This window comes from Leifsonia sp. Root112D2 (genome assembly GCF_001424905.1).
Taxonomy (GTDB): Bacteria; Actinomycetota; Actinomycetes; order Actinomycetales; family Microbacteriaceae; genus Root112D2.
On sequence record NZ_LMCU01000002.1, the window covers coordinates 281,075 to 299,368 of the forward strand.

Consider the following 18,294-nt stretch of genomic DNA (forward strand, 5'->3'; position numbering starts at 1 on the left):
CAACAGTAGAAATACACCGTTCGAGACGGGATATCACCACCGGTGACCAGCTTCGTGCCGGCCTGCTCCGTTATGTCTTGCTCAATATTCAGTTGTGGTGTGCCGCGCGGATACGTCGCACGACCGTGTGAATCCTAACAGAGCAGGCTGCGATTACGCCGATGACCACGCTTTAATCGTGAGCCTCAACCGTGGAGCTGCAGAACCGCATCGCTGTCGTGCCGCGGGCGGGCTGCATCCTGTGCCTCACGGCGCACCCGCTCGAGTTCGCGCAGATGCCTCGCCTTGGACCAGGTGAGGATGAGGCCGAAGACAACGCCGATGACACCGCCCGAGGTGTTCGCCAGCAGGTCGCTCACCTGCGGGAAACGCGTGGGCATGAAGATCTGGGCCGTCTCGATGCCGACGGTCATCGCAATGCAGAGCAGGATGCTCAGCCACCACAACTTGCGCCCGAACAAGAGCAGGAAGAAGAGCCCGACGGGCACGAACATCAGCACGTTCGAGCCGATCTCGACCCGGGTGTAGGTGATCCAGTCCGTGGCGTCATGGCGGGCGAAGAACTTCAGCGTGCGCGTGAGCCAGGTGCTGACATCCGCGCCGTACGGATGCGGGGTCAGCGTCATCCAGCCGACGAACCCGAGGTAGACGGCCGTGATCAGACCGAGGAAGGGGTGGCGGTGCAGCATGAGCACATCATGGCGCATGCCGCTGGATGCATGCCGGTAATTTCATTGCAGATACCGAACCGTTATCGGAATGCCCCCACACCGGTGATGGCCCGGCCCACGATGAGGGCGTTGATGTCGTGCGTGCCCTCGTAGGTATAGACGGCCTCGGCATCGGCGTGGAACCGGGCGACATCGTTCTCGAGCACGATGCCGTTGCCTCCCACCACCTCACGGGCCAGCGCAACGGTCTCGCGCATCCGCAGGCTGCAGTACATCTTTGCCAGCGCCGAGTTCTCGTCGACGTAGTGGCCCTCGTGCTGTTGCTGGGAGAGGCGCACCACCATGCCGAGTGACGAGGTGAGGTTGCCGAGCATGAGGGCCAACCGTTCCTGAATGAGTTGGAACGCCGCCAGGGGCTTGCCGAACTGCTGTCGCTGGGTGACGTACCGCACCGCCGCCTCGTAGGCGCCGGCCTGCACGCCGGTCGCGAGCCAGGCGACATCCGATCGCATTCGGCGCAGCATGTCTGCGACGTCACGGAATGAATTGACCCGCTGCAGGCGATCCGCTTCGCTCACGCGCACATTCTGCAGGCGGATGTCGGCGTTCTGCACCATGCGCAGTGACGTCTTGCGCCGAATCTTGTTCAGCGTGACCCCGGGAGCATCGCTGGCAACCAGGAATGCCTTGACCTCGTGGTCGGCCTCGTCCCTGGCGAAGATGGCCAGGTATTTCGCCGAGGAAGCCGCACCGATCCAGCGCTTCTCGCCGTTGAGCACCCAGTCATCGCCGTCGCGACGCGCGCTCGTGGCCAGCCCTCCCGCAATGTCCGAGCCGTGCTCGGGCTCCGTGAGGCAGAAGACCCCTGTGGCCTCGAACGAACGGATGAGCGGGTCGAGGCGATCCACCTGTTCCTGGCTGCCGCCCACGTTCACCGCGGTGCGGAAGAGACCGGCCTGTGCGGTGTAGAAGGTGGCGACCGAGGCATCCATGCGGGCCATCTCGAAGATCGTGAAGCCCGAAAAGAGCGCGGAGCCCTGCTGTGCGGGTGAGTTCGGCGGCATGAGGTCCAACTCCGCGAGCGGCTGCACGATCTCGAAGGGAAATTCGCCCCGCTCCCAGTGGTCATCGATGACCGGCCGCACGCTCGTCTCGAGCACCGAACGCAGGCGCAGCAGCGCGGCCTGCTCCTCAGCGGCCAACAGCGTGGCATAGCCGTACAGGTCGGATGGGTAGATCGAGGCCGCGACTGAGACGTTCTCGCTTGCGGGCATGACAGGCTCCCTTCCGCACGCTCGGTGCCGAAGCCGGCGCCGTCGACGATACGAATTCCCATCATGACACCCCAGATGCTTGTCAAAGTCAATAATGTGAAAGATCATCTATCTATGACTGCTGCAGCGAACGGACGCGCCGACGAAGCGGATGCCGGTTCGCGCCTGCTCGCTGCGGAACTCACGACCGAGATCGAATTCCTGACGGCGCGGGCGCGAGCCATCGGTTCGAGCCGGGCCAACACGCTGCTGGCGCCGCTGGGTCTCAAGGTGCGCTCGTATGCGGTGCTCTCGCTCGCGTGCAGCGGGCTGAATCCGTCGCAGCGGGAGCTCGCCGACTTTCTGAGCCTCGACCCGAGCCAGATCGTGGCTCTTGTCGATCAGCTTGAGCAACGCAGGGCAGTCACTCGCGAGCAGGATCCGCGTGACAGGCGCTCCAAGGGCATCACCGCAACCGACGAGGGCGTTCGCCTTCATGACGAGGCCAGGAATGCCATCCGTCGCGCCGAAGCAGAGTCGCTTGCCCCGCTCGATACGGGCGAACGCGAGCAACTGCGCGCCCTCCTGCGCCGCATCGCCTTCGACGCCGCCGAGTAGCCGCAGTCAGCGGGCGTATTGCTCGCGCAGCGTAGCCTTGCGCACCTTGCCGCTCGCCGTACGCGGCAGCTGCTCAACGAAGACCACGTCCTTGGGGATCTTGTACCTGGCGAGCCTGCCCTGCAGATGCGCGCTGACCTCGTCCCGGCTGATCTGAAAGCCCTCGCGCACCGTCACGACCGCCAGCGGAACCTCGCCCCACTTCTCGTCAGCGACCCCTATCACTGCGACGTCCTGAACGGCCTCGAGCTCGACGATGATGAGTTCCACCTCGGCGGGGTAGATGTTCTCCCCGCCCGAGATGATCATGTCCTTGAGCCGATCGGCGATGTAGAGATAGCCCTCGTCATCGACGTAACCCATGTCTCCGGAGCGGAACCAGACGCCGTCTGCATAGGAGTCGGCGGTCGCATCCGCCCGGTTCCAGTACTGCCTGATCACGTTCGGCCCCGCGATCTGAACCTCACCGACCTCGCCCGCCGGCAACACGCGACCCCGCTTATCCACGACACGCACGTCGGTGAAGAAATGCGGCAAACCGGCGGAACCGGCCTTGTCTCGGCTCTTGGTGGGCGACAGGCTGGTGGCGCCCGGCGCCGTCTCGGTCATGCCGTAGCCGCCGGAGAAATTCAGCCCGCGGCTCTCGTAGGCCTCGAGCACGCGCATGGGAACGGCGGAACCGCCACAGGTGAGCTTGGTGAGCGAGCTGATGTCGGCATCCGCCCAATCAGGATGCTCGCAGAGCATCTGATAGGTCGTGGGCACGCCACTGATGACGGTGCAGCGGTATTTCTCGATCAGGTGCAGGGCGCGACCCGGATCGAATTTGGCCTCGAGCACCACCGTGGCCCCCTTGAGCAGCGCCGGCAGCACGCCCATGTCGAGCGAGGCGACATGGAACATCGGCGAGATCATGAGCGCGACATCGGTACTGACGAAGTCGTAGTCGACGAGCACATTGAAGCAGTTCCAGGTGATGTTGCCGTGCGTGAGCAGGGCGCCCTTCGGCCGGCCCGTTGTGCCGGAGGTGTACAGAATCATCGCGGGATCATCCCCCGTGACGGGCACGTCGAAATGCTCGGCGGATGCGGCGGCCCGCACCGCATCGAGCCTCTCGAGACCGGGGGGCGTCGCCCCCTCGACCGCGGCAGCGCCGGCGACAGTCAGGTCGGCGACCTCGATGCGGTGCGAGACCCGCGTCTCGCGGGTGCCGAGTGTGGCGAGTTCACGAAGAGACTCGGAGTGCACGAGCAGCGTACTGCCGGAATCCTGCAGGGCAAAGCGAATCTCGGGCGCCGCCAGCCGCGCGTTGAGCGGAACGAACACCGCCCCGACGGTTCCGGCGGCAAAGAAGGTCTCGAGAAACGCCGGGTGGTTCTCACCGAGGTAGGCCACCCGGGAACCGGGCTGCACACCGCGCTCACGCAGGGCGTTAGCGAGCCGATCGATGCGATCGATGAACTCGCCGTAGCTCAACTGAACATCGTTGAAGATCAACGCGGCTTTATCGGCCGACTTGGTGCGGCGACGGTGAATCCACGAGCCCAATCCCTGGTTCAGCATTGCAGACGCAGACCCTTCACGCACCCGCGTTGCGCGGGCGATCGATAGACGACACTGTCCCGCGTGGGCGAACACACCTCGGGTATATACACCGTAAATTTAATAATTGACAATGTCAATGATCGGGATGTGCACAATCGATCGATGCCGGTTTGCGCCGCCGCTATTCGGCTTGAAAACCGCCCACCGGGCTCAGCGACGTCGCCAACAGGAACGGGTCGCGCACCTGGCTCGATCGCTCGGAGGCCGCCACCAGCGGTGCGAACTCGCCGGCCGCGCGCTGGATGCGCTCGTGCAGGGTTTTCACCGTGTCGGCACCGCTGCCCCAGTCCTCCGAGGCCGCGAAAACGGCCGTCGGAACGACCACCGCGTGCAGATAGATGAACATCGGCCGAATCGCGTAGTCGAGTGCGAGCGAGTGCCGGGCGGTCCCCGCCGTCGCCGCTATCACCACGGGCAGATCGGTGAGCGCCTGGTTGTCCATCACGTCGAAAAACGACTTGAAGAGGCCGCTGTAACTCGTCGTGAAGATGGGCGTCACGGCAATGAGACCGTCGGCCGCGGTCACGGCGTCGATCACCGCCTCCAGCTTCGGGCTCGGAAAGCCCGTGAGCATGTTGTTCATGATGTCGTGGGCGACGTCGCGCAGGTCGAAGGTCTGCACATTCACCTCGACGCCCTGCTCCTCGAGCGCGGATGTCGTTGCCGCAGCAATGCGCTCGGCGAGCAACTGCGTGGATGACGGCTGGCTGAGTCCGGCGGTCACGACCACGATGGTACGGCTGGTCATGAGCGCACCTCCGCGATTTCGCTCTCCTCGGCAGTGTCGCCGGCGCGATCGGTACTGGCGCCATCGGTGCTGGCGGCATCGGTGTTGGCGGCGCGCTCGGCGTCGGCCAGCAAGGAGGCGTGGGTGGGGGCATCCGGAACATCGGCCGGGCGATTCGCGGCGAACTCGCGACGCAACACCGGCACGACCTCCTCGCCGAGCAGATCGAGCTGCTCGAGCACGGTCTTCAGGGGCAGTCCGGCGTGATCCATGAGGAACAGCTGGCGCTGGTAGTCGCCCACGTAGTCGCGGAATCCGAGCGTGCGGTCGATGACCTGCTGCGGGCTGCCCACGGTGAGCGGCGTCTGCGAGGTGAACTCCTCGAGGCTCGGTCCGTGACCGTACACCGGCGCATTGTCGAAGTACGGGCGGAACTCGGTGACGGCATCCTGCGAATTCTTGCGCATGAACACCTGGCCGCCGAGCCCGACTATGGCCTGCGCCGCGGTGCCGTGCCCGTGGTGCTCGAAACGCTGCCGATAGAAGGCGATCATCTTGGCCGTGTGCGAGGCGGGCCAGAAGATGTGGTTGGAGAAGAACCCGTCGCCGTAGAACGCGGCCTGCTCCGCGATTTCGGGGCTGCGGATGCTGCCGTGCCACACGAAAGGCGGCACCCCGTCGAGCGGGCGCGGCGTCGAGGTGAAGCCCTGCAGCGGCGTGCGGAACTGGCCCTCCCAGTCGACCACGTCTTCGCGCCAGAGTCGGCGCAGCAGTGCGTACTTTTCCAGCGCCAGCGGAATGCCCTGGCGGATGTCTTCACCGAACCACGGATACACGGGGCCGGTGTTGCCACGGCCGAGCATCACGTCGACACGGCCGTCGGCGATGTGCTGCAGCATGGCGAAGTCCTCGGCGATCTTCACCGGGTCGTTCGTGGTGATCAGCGTGGTCGAGGTGCTCAGAATGATGCGCTCGGTCTTGGCCGCAAGATAACCGAGGGTCGTCGTGGGGCTCGACGGAATGAACGGCGGGTTGTGGTGCTCGCCCGTGGCGAAGACATCGAGGCCCACCTCTTCGGCCTTCTGAGCGATGGCCAGCGTGGCCTTGATGCGCTCGTGCTCCGTTGGCGTGTAACCGGTGGTCGGGTCGGTCGTCACGTCTCCGACGGTGAAGATTCCGAACTGCATGTCGACGTCCTGCCTTTACGTTTCTGAGATCCTATTTCTATGCATTTGCATGGATATCGTACACAACAGACGGCATGGCGTCTCTATTCCCACGCGACACCCTGGGCCCTCGCCGCGTTAAACAGCCTGGCGGAGCGCACAATCCCGGCGCACATAAGCCCCTGGCCAAGGATGTAGGCAACCATGATGGTCGTGTCGATCTGCCATGGCTCGAAGCCGGGCAGGAACCGGTGCAGGCCGAGCATGGTGTCGGAGAGCACGACGAGGGCCGAGCCGATGACGATGAGGCGGTCGCAGCTCGCGCCGAGAACACCGACGGCGCCGAGCGCGAGCCCGTAAATCGCGACCGGCACCAGCAGCACCCCGGTGTGCGGGGCGAGCACGGCGACCAGAGCGATCCACCAGAGCACGTAGATGACGCTCCACCAGGGCAGGCGACGCCGACGCATCCGCCGGGCGTACAGCACGAGATAGGCCACATGGGCGAGCAGGAAGAACCCGAGGCCGCTCAGAAAGCCGAGGTCACCCGAGTTCATCAGCGAGATGTCTCCCAGCCACGAGAAGACAATGGCGAGGGTGCCCAGCAGGGCGATTTCGGTGCGCAGACGCGGCAGCGACCAGAGCAGCGCGAGCAACAGGGCCGGCATCAGCAGCGGTATTGTCGCTGTTGCCACTGCCCCTGCCGTCAGCGCGAGCGCGACGAGGTGGATGACGCCAACGACCGCGTAGGGCAGGAAGGAGATGAGGCGCCGAAGCGGCGACGACGACGTCTGCACGTCGCGATCCTATCGGGACAGGTCTGTCAGGCGGGGCAAACACAACGGGCCGCCACCCTTCGGTGACGGCCCGCATGTAAGAAGTTCGCGTTGTCGAACGAAGACCCTTCTCGCCGTTCGACGGTTCAGGGATCGCCCGCGCGGCTTCGAATCTGGTTATCGACTCGCGCCTTTTATCGACGCAGACCGAGGCGCTCGATGAGCGAGCGGTAACGGCTGATGTCGATGTCAGACAGGTAGCCCAGCAGACGACGACGCTGTCCAACCAGCAGAAGCAGGCCACGACGTGAGTGGTGGTCGTGCTTGTGCTCTTTCAGGTGCTCAGTGAGATCCTTGATGCGACGGGTGAGCATAGCCACCTGTACTTCAGGGGATCCGGTGTCACCGGGGTGGGTCGCGTACTCTTCGATGATCGCCTTCTTGATATCGGCTTCAAGTGCCATAGATGGAACCCCTTTTCTCTCGCTGCGCGGTGCCCGGGACAGAATGTCTGGGCTCTCTTTATCCGCGGCCGTCAGACGGCAACTGCACGAGTTTAGCAGAATCGGCTGGGTCTCACGGACCCAGAATCGTGCAGCGGATGCCGGGAACGGCGGCAAGTTTCGCATCCGTCGTGACCAGGGGCGCTCCCACCTCTTCGGCGAGCGCAATATACGCCGCGTCATACGTCGTGGCGTTGTGCGCGAGCTCCCGGATGCGCGGCAGAAGTGGCCGCGTCGGCCACACGTCAAGCTCGTATGAGGCGAGACGACGAGCGAGCTCATCGAATTGAGCATCGTCCAGCCCGCCGCCCAGCCAGAGCCCACGGAATGCGCTCATGGCCTCGACCAACAAGTGCTCCGTAGCGACCCAGTGCGCGTCGCGCGCGAGAAGAACAGCGACGTCATCCGAGCGCCCCGCGGCATCCGTCATCCACTCAACCAGGGCGGAGGCATCGACAACGATCATCGCGACGCCGCGAGGTTCTTTCGATCCTGCGCGTCGCGCCCTTGCCGGATGATCTCGCCGACGTCGAGTGCGCCATTCCCCCGAGGCCGAATCGGCTTCTGCGTGCGCAGAATCTCACGATTGCGCGCGTTCGCCGCCTCGCGTTCGAGCACATCGAGCAGAAAGACCTGCAGCGACTCCCCCCGTCGCTCCGCCTCCGCGACCAGGGTCAGTCTCACCTGCTCAGGAACATCACGCACTTGAACGGCAACCATGCATGCATTCTAGCATGCACAAATGCACTCGTGGCTGACGGTCGACTCGGTTCAACTCTGCCGGATGCGCCCGTCATCCGGCTCGCCTTCGGATGGCGTCGGCGAGCGCGGTGGGGGCCTTGGTGGCGCGGCGCCAGTCGGCGCGCGGGTCGATCCAGGGCGGTGCAAGCACCTCGGGAACCCCGCGGTTCATGCGAATTTCCCACCCGGATGTGTCAATGGTGCGGTGATGGAACCAGCAGAGGAGAACGCCATTGTCTGTGTGAGTCTCCCCAGCATCCGCGGCGGGCTGAACGTGATGGATTTCGCACCAGCCGGCGGGTATTTGGCAGCCGGGGATGAGGCATCCGCCGTCACGCAAGGTGACCGCCTTTCGCTGTTGCGCAGTGAAGGAGCGCTGCGGCGAGCCCAGTTCGATGACGCGGTCGAGACTGTCGAAAACCACCTGCTGCACGCCGCCCGTGCAGGCGAATTGCTTCACCGCTCGCATCGAGATGGGCACGTCTGAGCCATCGATGTGACCGGCACCGTGCCCGCGACGCAGGTCTTCAGCCCGCACGCTGACGCAGACGGTGGGCGCCGACCCGCCGATGGTGGGCGTGTCACCGCTGCGCGCGATGGTATCGATGAGCGAGGCGAAGACGTCGTGCCGCTGCTGATCCCGGCTGCGCGGGTCGTCGCTGATCCGACCCGTGGCACGTTCCTCGTGCGAGAGGAATGCTGGAGCCGTCTTGGGAGCCATTCCGCTGTCGAGTGATCGGGCCAGTTTGGCTGCCACCTCGGGCATCAAATCGCCGTTCACCGGAATGAGCCCGTCGCGTTCACGCCCAAGCCGGAAACCGCGCCGACGCATCGCCCGCTCCTCAGCGTCATCGGTGCCGTCTTCGTCGAGCAACGCCTGCCAGGCCTGAACCTGAATGCGCATCTGATCAGCAGTGAAGGCCACGGCGGATTCGGGAGTCGGCCCAGTGGCGGCCGCAACGAGTTCCTGCTCGGCAACGGCCAGGTGGTCAATCGCGCAGTGTTCGGAGACGGGCAGCAGACCGTGCACGATGGCGAGCGCCGCATCCGTTCCAATCTCGCCGCTCTGCAGTGCAGCGGCGACCACAGAAAACCGGGCAGGCATCGAGAAGCCCGCCAGCGTGAGCTGCGCTCTCGTGTGCAGGCCGAGTCGCATCCGCTTTTCCGCGGTTGCGGCCGAGACGAGCGTGACCCGCTGCAGCAACTCATTGGCGTTGCGGCATCCCTTCGACGCCGCCAGGCCCCCGATGCCGAGCTCTTTGCGTGAGCGCTCGGCAATCTCGCCGGCCCGCGCCACTCGCGCCGCGTCGATCAGCCGGCCGAGCTTTTCCACCGCCGTCGTGCTGGCCAACAGCGCGTCGTCTGACAGCACGCGCACATCAGCGGATGCGAGCACATCGGCAAGCGTGCCGGTGATCTCATCGATCCGTGTCGTGAAGCTGTCCATACGAGAATTCTCCCGCAGACCACCGACATTCGCGTCGACAGAACCCCCGGTCAGAAATGCTTTCTGTGGATAACTTTGCAAGGAGCCACCTGTGCAGGAATGGAGGCGACAAGCGGTTCCCACCGCCATTCGCTGGGCAAGTCATCCTGAGGCGATTCCTTCGTCTCGGACGGCCCCCAGGAGCAGCTCGCGAGCGTCGCTCACGGACTGAAGAAGGCTCTCTGGTTGGGTGCCAAGCTGACCGACAATGCCATCGATCCCTCTGAGCCCCGCCTTGCTCAACAATTGTTTTTCATTTGTCATCCATTCGCCACGATGAGCCAGAATCGCATGTGCGGTGTGGCATGCGGCTTCGCTCAGCAGTCCCGCGCATTGAGCAAGGCGGCCGTGTCGGGCGTGGCCCTCCGCGGCGTAGTGCAGGGTGAGGTCAGCGTTGAGCCACCAGATCCCCGGTGCCGATTCTCGAAGTGCTTCCGGGTAGTCCCACCGCGGCACGTGCCCCCGAAGCGTTTTGTTGATCCCGAGTTCCGCCAGCAGAATGTAGCTCGGAAGCCCCGCTTGGTGGAACAGCAGTGGCTCGATAGTGAAATCTCCTCGACAGGCGTCAGAGTGAACCTGATCGATGAGTCCAAGGTCGCGGTAGTGAATATCAATCACCTGTTCGTCGACGGTCAGTTTGCCACCGCCGTTGAATATCCGCCCCCAGCCTCCAAGGTCACTCAATTGGCCAGGCCAGCCGAGTTGCCTGATGGCTTCCGGGTCAAATCCTTCGCGATAGTAGACGGCTAAGTCCCAGTCGCTGTGCGGGTGGTTGGTTCCCTGCGCCCGAGAGCCACCGAGGGCGACGCCCTCCACACCGGGCAAGCGGTGGAGGGCATCTGCGACTTGCTCGACGAATTTGACTTCGAGATTGTGATCTGAGGAATACATAAAAGACCTTTGTTCGCAAGATCGGTCAACTCACCCGCGGATGCGGTGAGGACTGGAATCACTGCTCAAGGATCACGAAACCCACCCTTGCACAGCGCGCCGATGCGAGCAAAGGAAATCCCCCAACCGGTAACAGATCCTTCCGCGGAATCTCGACCTGCAGCACCGACGTGTACGAGTACCGTGCGACGGCGTTCCCGCACAGCGTCCGCGGAAGCTTCAAAGTGCACCAAAGCCTCGGGACCGCATTCAGACCGAGTTCGCATCGAGCTATATTTATTTACCCGTGCGCCTTGACCGCTGCAAGTTACCTTGCGGAAATTGACCTGAACTCGACCATTCTCCCCACGAGAACCGGGGCGTTGCTTGAAGTTGGAGTAGTCGGCGCTCCCGACCGCTCCGTAGTCGTCCACGCAATGGCTGCCCGAGCGAAGTTTCTGAGGTGAAGGATCGTGCCCCGATCGATTGAAGAGATCCTCGCCCACGGTGACGAGCTCGCGAAGAGGTTCGAGACATACGAGCCTTCACCTCAAGACGAGGTCAATCTCTCGGCCTTCCTCGCCCTCCGCACGGCGGTCGCACAGCGCGCAGAGTCTGAACGGCGACTCGCCAGCGCGATAGCCGACGCACGACGAGCAAAGTTGTCATGGGCGCGCATCGGCACGGTGATGGGAACGTCGGGTGAGGCCGTGCGTCAGCGCTACGGCGCGATTCAGCGGCCGCGCTGAACACATTCCGCGCACAGGGATCCCGCCGAGCGCGCCACGGCTTCGGAGACCTCGAAAAGGTCAGCGGCCGATGCGTCAGCGCGCATAGCCGGTCTGCTCGACTTTCCAGCGCGTCAGGCGCGGGTAAACCCAAAAAGAGTAGATGCCAATGGTAATCACGCAGAGGAGGAACCAGCCGATCCATCGTCCGAACAGACCCCACGCGCTTCCGTAGAACTGAAGTCGGCGGCCGTCAAGCAGCGTGTGCTTCGCCCGCCAACGCTCTATCAGGACCATCGCGAAGGGATAGCAGATTCCGAGCGTGACGAGGGTGACGAGGATACCGAGAAGCTGCGTACCGAACCAAGTTCCAGCACCTCCGTCGAATGCATAGAGCTTTCCCTGAGGCGGGTGACCGTTTCAACCGACATTGGACTCCTTCGTGACAATGCCGGCGACGCCGACAAAGCCGAAGCTATCAGCGTCAGAGAGTTCACAGCAGGCCTTTGGCCACCCCAAACAGAGGCACTCAGCGATGCGAAGCTGAGCGCGTACTCGAGGAGTTCGATGAGCAGCGCCCTGATGGTGGCGACATGGCTCGGCAGCGCACGCACGACGATGCGACGCCCGGAGGCGAGATGGATGTTTATGGCGTGCGCGTCTTCGGGCACGTCCGACGCTCCACCAGACCGCGCCGCACCAACGCGTCACCTGATGCGAGACTCTGCTCTTTTCCCAGCGCAGCCGTGCTGCGAGTTCGCGCACGCGCATCCGTCTCTCATGCGCACAGCCGATCGGCACATGACGATTCTGGTCGCACGCCGTGACGAATGCGATCGGTAGTGGCACGCTGGTAACGCGGCGTCGCGTCCGTGCTGCCGCGCATCCGTTCGGCGATGAAACGAGGCAGCATGCACGGCAGCAGCGAACGCATCCAGACCACTCACGCTGGCAGCCTGCCGCGCACGCCCGAGTTGATCGCCGCCAACGAGGCGCGCGGTTTCGACGACGACGGCTTCACGTTGGCACGAACGCCGGAGTTCGTTCGGCTCGAGTCGGATGCCGTTGCGGCCATCGTCAGGCGCCAGAGCGAGACCGGCATCACCATCGCCAACGACGGCGAGTACGGCAAGGCCATGTCGAGTCCGGTGGACTACGGCGCGTGGTGGACGTATTCCTTTCAGCGCACCGCCGGTCTTTCGCTCACCGAGTTCAACCCGATCACCTCCGCGCCCGTGCGATCGACGCCGGGCAACGTCAGGCTCACCTCCATGGCCGACCGCCGTGACTGGACCGTCTTCGCCGAGGCCTACCGCGACCCGACGAGCGGCATACAGCTCGGCAGGAACGCAACGAAGTTTCCCACCGCGACGGGCCCGATCAGCTACGTCGGCCAGGAGGCCATAGCCCGTGACATCGCCAACTTCCAGGCCGGGCTGGATGCCGCGGGCGCTTCCCAGGGCTTCATCACCTCCCTCTCCCCCGGCTCCGCCAGCCGCATCGGAAACGACTATTACGCGACAGACGAGGAATTCGTCTGGGCCTGGGCCGAGGTGTTGCGCGAGGAATACATGGCCATCATCGAGGCGGGCCTCGTCGTGCAGATCGACGACCCCTCGGTCGCCGAGAATTGGGACCAGATCAATCCCGAACCGAGCGTCGAGGACTACCGCGCGTTCACACGCATCCGCATCGAGGCGCTCAACCACGCGCTGCGCGGGCTGCCCGAGGAGCAGATTCGCTTTCACCTCTGCTGGGGCAGCTGGCACGGCCCGCACACCACGGATATCGAACTGGAGCACATCGTGGATCTCATGCTCGAGATCAACGCCGGCGCCTACTCGTTCGAGGCCGCCAACGCGCGTCACGAGCATGAGTGGCGCATCTGGGAGGACGTGAAGCTGCCCGAGGGCAAAGTGATTCTGCCGGGGATCGTGGGGCACGCGACCAATGTGGTCGAGCATCCGCTTCTGGTGGCCGAGCGCATCGAGCGCTTCGCCTCGCTCGTCGGACGCGAGCGGGTGGTCGCCTCCACCGATTGCGGTCTCGGCGGGCGCATTCACCCCCAGATCGCCTGGGCCAAGCTGGACTCACTCGCGAAGGGCGCCGAGATAGCCACGCAGCGGCTCTGGGCGTAGGCGCGACCGGCGTTGGCCAGCGACCGGGCTACTCCGGTTGCAGCAGGGCAAACTCCGCACCCTGCGGGTCGTTCAGCACGGCCCAGCGGCCCACTCCCGGTGCCGCGGCAGGGTCATCCGCCAGTTCGGCGCCGAGGCTGCGCGCTATCGCGAGCGTTGCATCCAGGTTCTCCACCTCGAAATACACGCGCCAGTGCGGATGCGTGCCGGGCGACGTGGGCGGCCACGCGCCCGCAACGGATTCGGTGCCCGCTGTGAACAAGGTGTAGGCGGGCTGGCCGTCGCCCATCGGCATTGTGGTGGTTCCAAGCCCGGCGATCTCTCGATAGAAATCGAAGGTCGACTCGTAGTCCTCCGCCACGAGCTCCAGCCAGCCGAGCGCCCCCGGCTCGTCTTCCACGCGCGTGTCGCCGTCGCCGACGACGTTGCGAAAGCTGACGGCCGCGCCACAGGGATCTTCCGCGACCAGGATCTGCGTCGATCCCATGTGCGTGGCGAACGGTGCCAGAATCGTGCCGCCCGCCGCCTCGATGCGCCCCGCGGCCGTCGCCAGATCGTCGACCTGCAGGTACACCTGCCATTGCGGCGGAACACCCTCCTCGACGAGAAAAACCGGCTCCTCGCTGATGACGGCAACGCGCTCACCGCCCTGCGTCGCGGTGATCAGCGGAGAGGCCCCCGGCATGGGAACGCTGAAATACTCCCAGCCGAAAAGCCCGGCGTAAAACTCGCTCGCGCCGACACGGTCGGTGGTCATGAGATCGATGAGATTCGGATGCCCCTGCGCAGCTGACGAGGTGAAGACGGGCATTGAGAGATCCTCCCGTTACGCGTCGCCGTGCGCGGCGCACCCCCAACACTGCGCCGGTCCCAACCCGGATGCAAGAGGCAATCACCGCTGAGACGACATGAATCATCCCTCAGCCCGCGGCAAAGTCAAGTGGTGTGAGCAACGCTGGGGCGGGTCAGGGCACGGGTGCGCGGCTACAGCGAGAGCAGCGCCTGGGTCTCGTGGCCTGGCAGCCGCTCGCGGCCGGCAAGAGCGTCGAGCTCGAGCACAACACCGAAACCGGCGACCTGATAGCCCGCCCGCTCGGTGAGGCGCGCGGCCGCGGCAAGCGTGCCGCCCGTGGCCAGCACGTCGTCGAGGATCAGCACGCGCGATCCGGCAGGCAGATGCCCGGGCTCGAGCTGCAGTTCTGCCGAGCCGTATTCCAGATCGTAACGCTCGGTGAGCACGTCACCGGGCAGCTTGCCGGGCTTGCGAATGATCACGAGACCCGTGTTCGAGGCATACGCCGCTGCCGCCGCGAGAACGAAGCCACGTGCCTCCACGCCGGCGACCGCGTCGAAACGGCCCTCGAAGCGGGCGAGAAGTTCGTTCGTGATCGAACGGAACGCCCCGGCATCCGCGAACACCGGGGCAAGATCACGAAAGAGAATGCCGGGTTCGGGAAAATCGGGGATGCTGGCGAGAAGTCGTTCGACGGCTGCGGATGCGGTTTCGGGGCTCACCCCTCAACGTTAGACGCTTGTCGCGTGCCGGCTCGCGCGCACCGCCCGACCGAAGCGACTGCCAGAATAGGGCGAGTGAGTGAACCCGTCGAAACCGACGCCCCGATACGCAAGCCGATCTTCGCCGACCTCACGCCGCTGCGGCAAAGCAAGCCGTTCGCGCGGTTGTGGGCCGGGGGCGCGATCTCGGGCATCGGCTCGCAGATGACGATCGTGGCCATCGGCCTGCAGATCTACGACCTCACCTCCTCGACCCTCGCCGTGGCTCTGGTCGCACTCTTTGCCCTCGTTCCGATGGTCATCTTCGGCCTCTACGGGGGCATGCTTGCGGATGCCTTCGACCGCCGCACCGTGGCCCTGATCGCCGCGATAGTCGCCTGGACGTCGACGGCCACCATCGCAACCCTCGCCTGGCTGCAAGTCGAGACCGTATGGCCGCTGTACCTGCTGACCACCGTCAACGCCGTCGCCTCCACGGTGATCGGCAGCACGCGCGCGGCCATCCTGCCGCGGCTGCTGCCCGCCTCGCTGCTGCCCGCGGCATCCGCCCTGCAGGGCATCAGCACCGGCGTCATGATCACCCTCGGCCCGGCGCTGGCCGGTGTTCTCGTCGCCACCGTCGGCTTCGGCTGGACCTACAGCGTCGACGTGCTGCTGTTCGTTGCGGCATTCATGGGCATCGCGACCCTGCCGCACATCGTGCCCGAGGGCGGATCGCAACGGCCCGGGCTGCGCTCGCTGGCGGACGGCATCCGCTTTCTCAAGAGTGCGCCGAACGTTCGCATGACCTTCATCGTCGACATCATCGCCATGACGTTCGGCCAGCCCCGTGTGCTGTACCCGGCCGTCGGCGCGCTGCTTCTGGGCGGCGGGGCCATCACGGTGGGTATTCTCACGGCAGCGTTCGCCGTCGGCGCGCTGCTGAGCAGCGTCTTCTCCGGCCCGCTCGGCCACGTGCGCATGCAGGGTCGGGCGATAGGGCGGGCGATCCTGGCGTTCGGAGCGTCCACGCTCGCCTTCGGGCTCGTGCTGGCCGTCATGGCGACGGGCTGGTTCGGTCCGGTGAGCTCAGCCATTGCGGATGCCAACGTGCCGGCTCTCGTGCTGGCCTGCGTCTTTCTTGCCGCAGCAGGGGCATCCGACAACATCAGCGCCATCTTCCGCATGACCATCCTGCAGGCGGCGGTGCCGGATGCCATGCGCGGACGCATTCAGGGAGTCTTCACCGTTGTCGTGACGGGTGGCCCGCGTCTGGGCGATCTCTTTGCCGGGTTTCTGACGGCGGTGGCCGCCCTGTGGTTCCCGCCCGTGTTGGGCGGCATCGTCATCATGGTGGCGATTCTGCTCGTGGTGCGACTGCAGCGCTCGTTCCGCGCCTACGACGCGAAGAACCCGACGCCGTAGACGGCATCGGGTTCTGTGCGTCAGAGAAGATTCAGCTGACGCCGAGCAGGTCGATCACGAAGATGAGCGTCTGGCCGCCGAGCGGGTGACCGCCGGCCGGGCCGTACGCGAGGTGCGGAGGAACGGTGAGCTTGCGGCGGCCGCCGACCTTCATGCCGGGGATGCCCTCCTGCCAGCCCCGAATGAGGTTGTTGAGCGGAAAGTTGATGGACTGGCCGCGGCTCCACGAGGAGTCGAACTCCTCGCCGGAGTCATAGCCGACGCCGAGGTAGTGCACGTCGACGGTGGAGCCGGCGGCTGCCTCAGCACCGTCGCCCACGGCGATGTCCACGATCTCGAGCTGCTCGGGAGCGGGGCCGACGGGCGCGTCGACTTCGGGCTTGGAGTGAGTTGAATCTGTCATGTCCCTATCCAAGCGGCATACGCATCCTCACGTCAAAGCGTGGGCGGATGCGTGGGCGGATGCGTGGGCGGATGCGTGGGCGGATGCGTGAGCAGAAAGTGCTTGCATTCATGCGACCGAAGAGGCACCCTTGTAGGGAACCAACTCATCGCCCGGGAGCGTTGCAGGCATCGCCGCACCGCCGGGCGATGAGTCTGTTAACGGCTGCTAGTTTCGAGACGGCCGCGGGCGGCCTCCTCAACCGGCGGAAGTCGACGGCCGCGGGCGGCCTCCTCAACCGGCGGAAGTCTCAGAAGACCTTACCGGGGTTCAGGATGCCGAGCGGGTCGAACACGGCCTTCAGCTCCGATTGCAACTTGAACGAGGTCTCCCCGAGTTCATCGGCGAGCCAGCGGCGCTTCAGCACCCCGACGCCATGCTCACCGGTGAGCGTGCCGCCGAGACGCAGTGCCGTCTGGAACAACTCGTCCGCCGCGGCCCATACGGCATCGGGAACCGTGTCGCCGGTGTAGATGAAGTTCGGGTGCAGATTCCCGTCGCCGGCGTGTGCAACGGTGGGGATGCTCACCCCGTGCCTGGCGCCGATCTCTTCGATGGCCCGGAACATCTCGGGCATGCGTGAGCGTGGCACCGCAACATCCTCGATCAGCACCTCGCCCGTGGCCGCGAGCGAGGGGTGGAACGCCCGGCGGATCGCCAGCAGCGCCTCTCCCTCCGCCTCATCGCTCGACAGCCGGGCGCTGCCGCCCTCGGCCGCGATGAGCGGCAATGCTCGCTCGGCGTCTGCGGCGGCCGCGGATCCGTCGAATTGCACAAGAAGATAGGCGCCGATCGGCGTTGATCCCGCTGCCGCGGTCTCCAGGGCCCCGACGCCGGTTGCCGCCTCGACGACATCCGCCCCGAGATGAGCGGAGATGAGTGTGAGCGACGGTGCGTCGAGCAGCTCCATGACGGCGGGCCGAAGGTGCGCCGCCGTGACGGATGCCGCAGCGGCGGCCGCGGATTCGACGTCCGGGAACACGGCACCGATGGTTCGAACACCGCCTTCGGGCAGCGGCAGCACGCGCACCGTGGCACCGACTATCACGCCGAGGGTGCCTTCCGAGCCGACGAAGAGCGCGGTGAGGTCGTACCCGGTAACACCCTTGACGGTGCGGTGGCCCGTTTCCAGCAGCCTGCCGTCGGCGAGCACCACGCTGAGCCCCAGCACGGCCTCGCGGGTGACCCCGTATTTGGCGCAGAGCAGCCCGCCGGCGTTCGTGGCGATGTTGCCGCCGACCGAGGAGATGGCCTTGCTGGCCGGGTCGGGGGCGAACCAGAGTCCGTGTTGCACGAGAGCGTCGTTGAGCTCCGCATTGATGATGCCGGGCTCGATGACTGCGAGCCCATCCTGCGGCGAGATCTCGAGAATGCGGTTCATGCGCGCCACGCTCAGCACGATGGCCCCGTTGGTGCCGTTCGCTCCCCCGGCGAGCCCTGTTCCCGCGCCGCGCGGCACCACCGGCACGCGGTATTCGGATGCGATGCGCATCGTCGCCTGCACCTGCTGCACGCTCGTGGCTTCGACGAGCGCGAGCGGCAGGCCCTCGGCCACCCACCCGGACTTGTCGGTGCGCACCGCCTGCAGCCTCGCCGCCTCGACGCTGACCGCATCACCCAGCTCGGAGAGGAGCCGCTCGAGCGCGCTCAC

19 protein-coding genes and 1 pseudogene are annotated in these 18,294 nt (G+C 65.3%); 4 read left to right on the forward strand and 16 right to left on the reverse strand.

Annotation, left to right across the window (positions count from 1 at the left end; translation table 11 throughout):
• Positions 1-185: 185 nt before the first annotated feature.
• Positions 186-689 (reverse strand): VanZ family protein, encoded by a 504-nt coding sequence (locus ASC63_RS15150; RefSeq protein WP_157487738.1) that lies wholly within the window; start codon positions 687-689, stop codon positions 186-188.
• Positions 690-751: 62 nt separating this feature from the next.
• Positions 752-1,945, reverse strand: a complete 1,194-nt coding sequence (locus tag ASC63_RS15155) for an acyl-CoA dehydrogenase family protein (protein ID WP_055816233.1) — start codon at positions 1,943-1,945, stop codon at positions 752-754.
• 114 nt (positions 1,946-2,059) lie between these two features.
• On the opposite strand from ASC63_RS15155, the gene ASC63_RS15160 reads away from it, so the two are divergent.
• Complete coding sequence (locus ASC63_RS15160) at positions 2,060-2,542, forward strand: MarR family winged helix-turn-helix transcriptional regulator (protein WP_055816236.1); 483 nt, start codon at positions 2,060-2,062, stop codon at positions 2,540-2,542.
• A gap of 6 nt (positions 2,543-2,548) precedes the next feature.
• Here the strand turns inward: ASC63_RS15160 and ASC63_RS15165 are convergent, their stop codons facing one another.
• The 9 genes from ASC63_RS15165 to ASC63_RS15205 form a co-directional block, all read right to left on the reverse strand.
• Positions 2,549-4,105 (reverse strand): acyl-CoA synthetase, encoded by a 1,557-nt coding sequence (locus ASC63_RS15165; RefSeq protein WP_055816239.1) that lies wholly within the window; start codon positions 4,103-4,105, stop codon positions 2,549-2,551.
• 163 nt (positions 4,106-4,268) lie between these two features.
• Entirely contained in the window at positions 4,269-4,895 is a 627-nt protein-coding gene (locus tag ASC63_RS15170; RefSeq protein WP_055816242.1) for an FMN reductase, read from the reverse strand.
• Positions 4,892-6,061, reverse strand: coding sequence for an LLM class flavin-dependent oxidoreductase (locus ASC63_RS15175; protein WP_055816246.1), 1,170 nt, complete (start codon positions 6,059-6,061; stop codon positions 4,892-4,894). Before ASC63_RS15175 ends, ASC63_RS15170 begins: the two co-directional genes overlap by 4 nt.
• Before the next feature lie 83 nt (positions 6,062-6,144).
• Positions 6,145-6,837, reverse strand: a complete 693-nt coding sequence (locus ASC63_RS15180) for a lysoplasmalogenase (protein ID WP_055816249.1) — start codon at positions 6,835-6,837, stop codon at positions 6,145-6,147.
• Positions 6,838-7,010: 173 nt separating this feature from the next.
• Entirely contained in the window at positions 7,011-7,280 is a 270-nt protein-coding gene (gene rpsO / locus ASC63_RS15185; RefSeq protein WP_055816252.1) for a 30S ribosomal protein S15, read from the reverse strand.
• Between the two features lie 112 nt (positions 7,281-7,392).
• Positions 7,393-7,785: a type II toxin-antitoxin system VapC family toxin gene (locus ASC63_RS15190; RefSeq protein ID WP_055816255.1), complete on the reverse strand. Its 393-nt coding sequence runs from the start codon at positions 7,783-7,785 to the stop codon at positions 7,393-7,395.
• Positions 7,782-8,039, reverse strand: a complete 258-nt coding sequence (locus ASC63_RS15195; protein WP_055816258.1) for a hypothetical protein — start codon at positions 8,037-8,039, stop codon at positions 7,782-7,784. The genes ASC63_RS15190 and ASC63_RS15195 overlap by 4 nt, the downstream gene beginning before the upstream one ends.
• 73 nt (positions 8,040-8,112) lie before the next feature.
• Positions 8,113-9,507, reverse strand: a complete 1,395-nt coding sequence (locus ASC63_RS15200; protein ID WP_055816261.1) for an HNH endonuclease signature motif containing protein — start codon at positions 9,505-9,507, stop codon at positions 8,113-8,115.
• Positions 9,508-9,648: 141 nt separating this feature from the next.
• Positions 9,649-10,437 carry a nucleotidyltransferase domain-containing protein gene (locus ASC63_RS15205; protein ID WP_055816264.1) on the reverse strand — a complete coding sequence of 263 codons (789 nt, stop codon included), beginning with the start codon at positions 10,435-10,437 and terminating at the stop codon, positions 9,649-9,651.
• 452 nt (positions 10,438-10,889) lie between these two features.
• On the opposite strand from ASC63_RS15205, the gene ASC63_RS15210 reads away from it, so the two are divergent.
• On the forward strand, positions 10,890-11,165 hold the full coding sequence (locus ASC63_RS15210) for a hypothetical protein (protein ID WP_055816266.1): 276 nt from the start codon (positions 10,890-10,892) through the stop codon (positions 11,163-11,165).
• Positions 11,166-11,240: 75 nt separating this feature from the next.
• Here the strand turns inward: ASC63_RS15210 and ASC63_RS15215 are convergent.
• A pseudogene (locus tag ASC63_RS15215) lies at positions 11,241-11,522 on the reverse strand (DUF898 family protein); the annotation flags it as partial.
• Positions 11,523-12,055: 533 nt separating this feature from the next.
• On the opposite strand from ASC63_RS15215, the gene ASC63_RS15220 reads away from it, so the two are divergent.
• Positions 12,056-13,282 (forward strand): cobalamin-independent methionine synthase II family protein, encoded by a 1,227-nt coding sequence (locus tag ASC63_RS15220; protein WP_055816269.1) that lies wholly within the window; start codon positions 12,056-12,058, stop codon positions 13,280-13,282.
• Between the two features lie 28 nt (positions 13,283-13,310).
• Here the strand turns inward: ASC63_RS15220 and ASC63_RS15225 are convergent, their stop codons facing one another.
• Positions 13,311-14,093, reverse strand: coding sequence for a VOC family protein (locus ASC63_RS15225; RefSeq protein WP_055816273.1), 783 nt, complete (start codon positions 14,091-14,093; stop codon positions 13,311-13,313).
• A gap of 173 nt (positions 14,094-14,266) precedes the next feature.
• Positions 14,267-14,797 carry an adenine phosphoribosyltransferase gene (locus tag ASC63_RS15230; protein WP_055816276.1) on the reverse strand — a complete coding sequence of 177 codons (531 nt, stop codon included), beginning with the start codon at positions 14,795-14,797 and terminating at the stop codon, positions 14,267-14,269.
• A 75-nt stretch (positions 14,798-14,872) separates the two neighbouring features.
• On the opposite strand from ASC63_RS15230, the gene ASC63_RS15235 reads away from it, so the two are divergent.
• Positions 14,873-16,201: an MFS transporter gene (locus ASC63_RS15235; protein WP_235492359.1), complete on the forward strand. Its 1,329-nt coding sequence runs from the start codon at positions 14,873-14,875 to the stop codon at positions 16,199-16,201.
• Positions 16,202-16,232: 31 nt separating this feature from the next.
• On the opposite strand, the gene ASC63_RS15240 is transcribed toward ASC63_RS15235, so the two are convergent.
• Together ASC63_RS15240 and ASC63_RS15245 are read right to left on the reverse strand one after the other, a co-directional pair.
• On the reverse strand, positions 16,233-16,604 hold the full coding sequence (locus ASC63_RS15240; protein WP_055816278.1) for an FKBP-type peptidyl-prolyl cis-trans isomerase: 372 nt from the start codon (positions 16,602-16,604) through the stop codon (positions 16,233-16,235).
• A 289-nt stretch (positions 16,605-16,893) separates the two neighbouring features.
• Complete coding sequence (locus ASC63_RS15245) at positions 16,894-18,294, reverse strand: FAD-binding oxidoreductase (RefSeq protein ID WP_442915070.1); 1,401 nt, start codon at positions 18,292-18,294, stop codon at positions 16,894-16,896.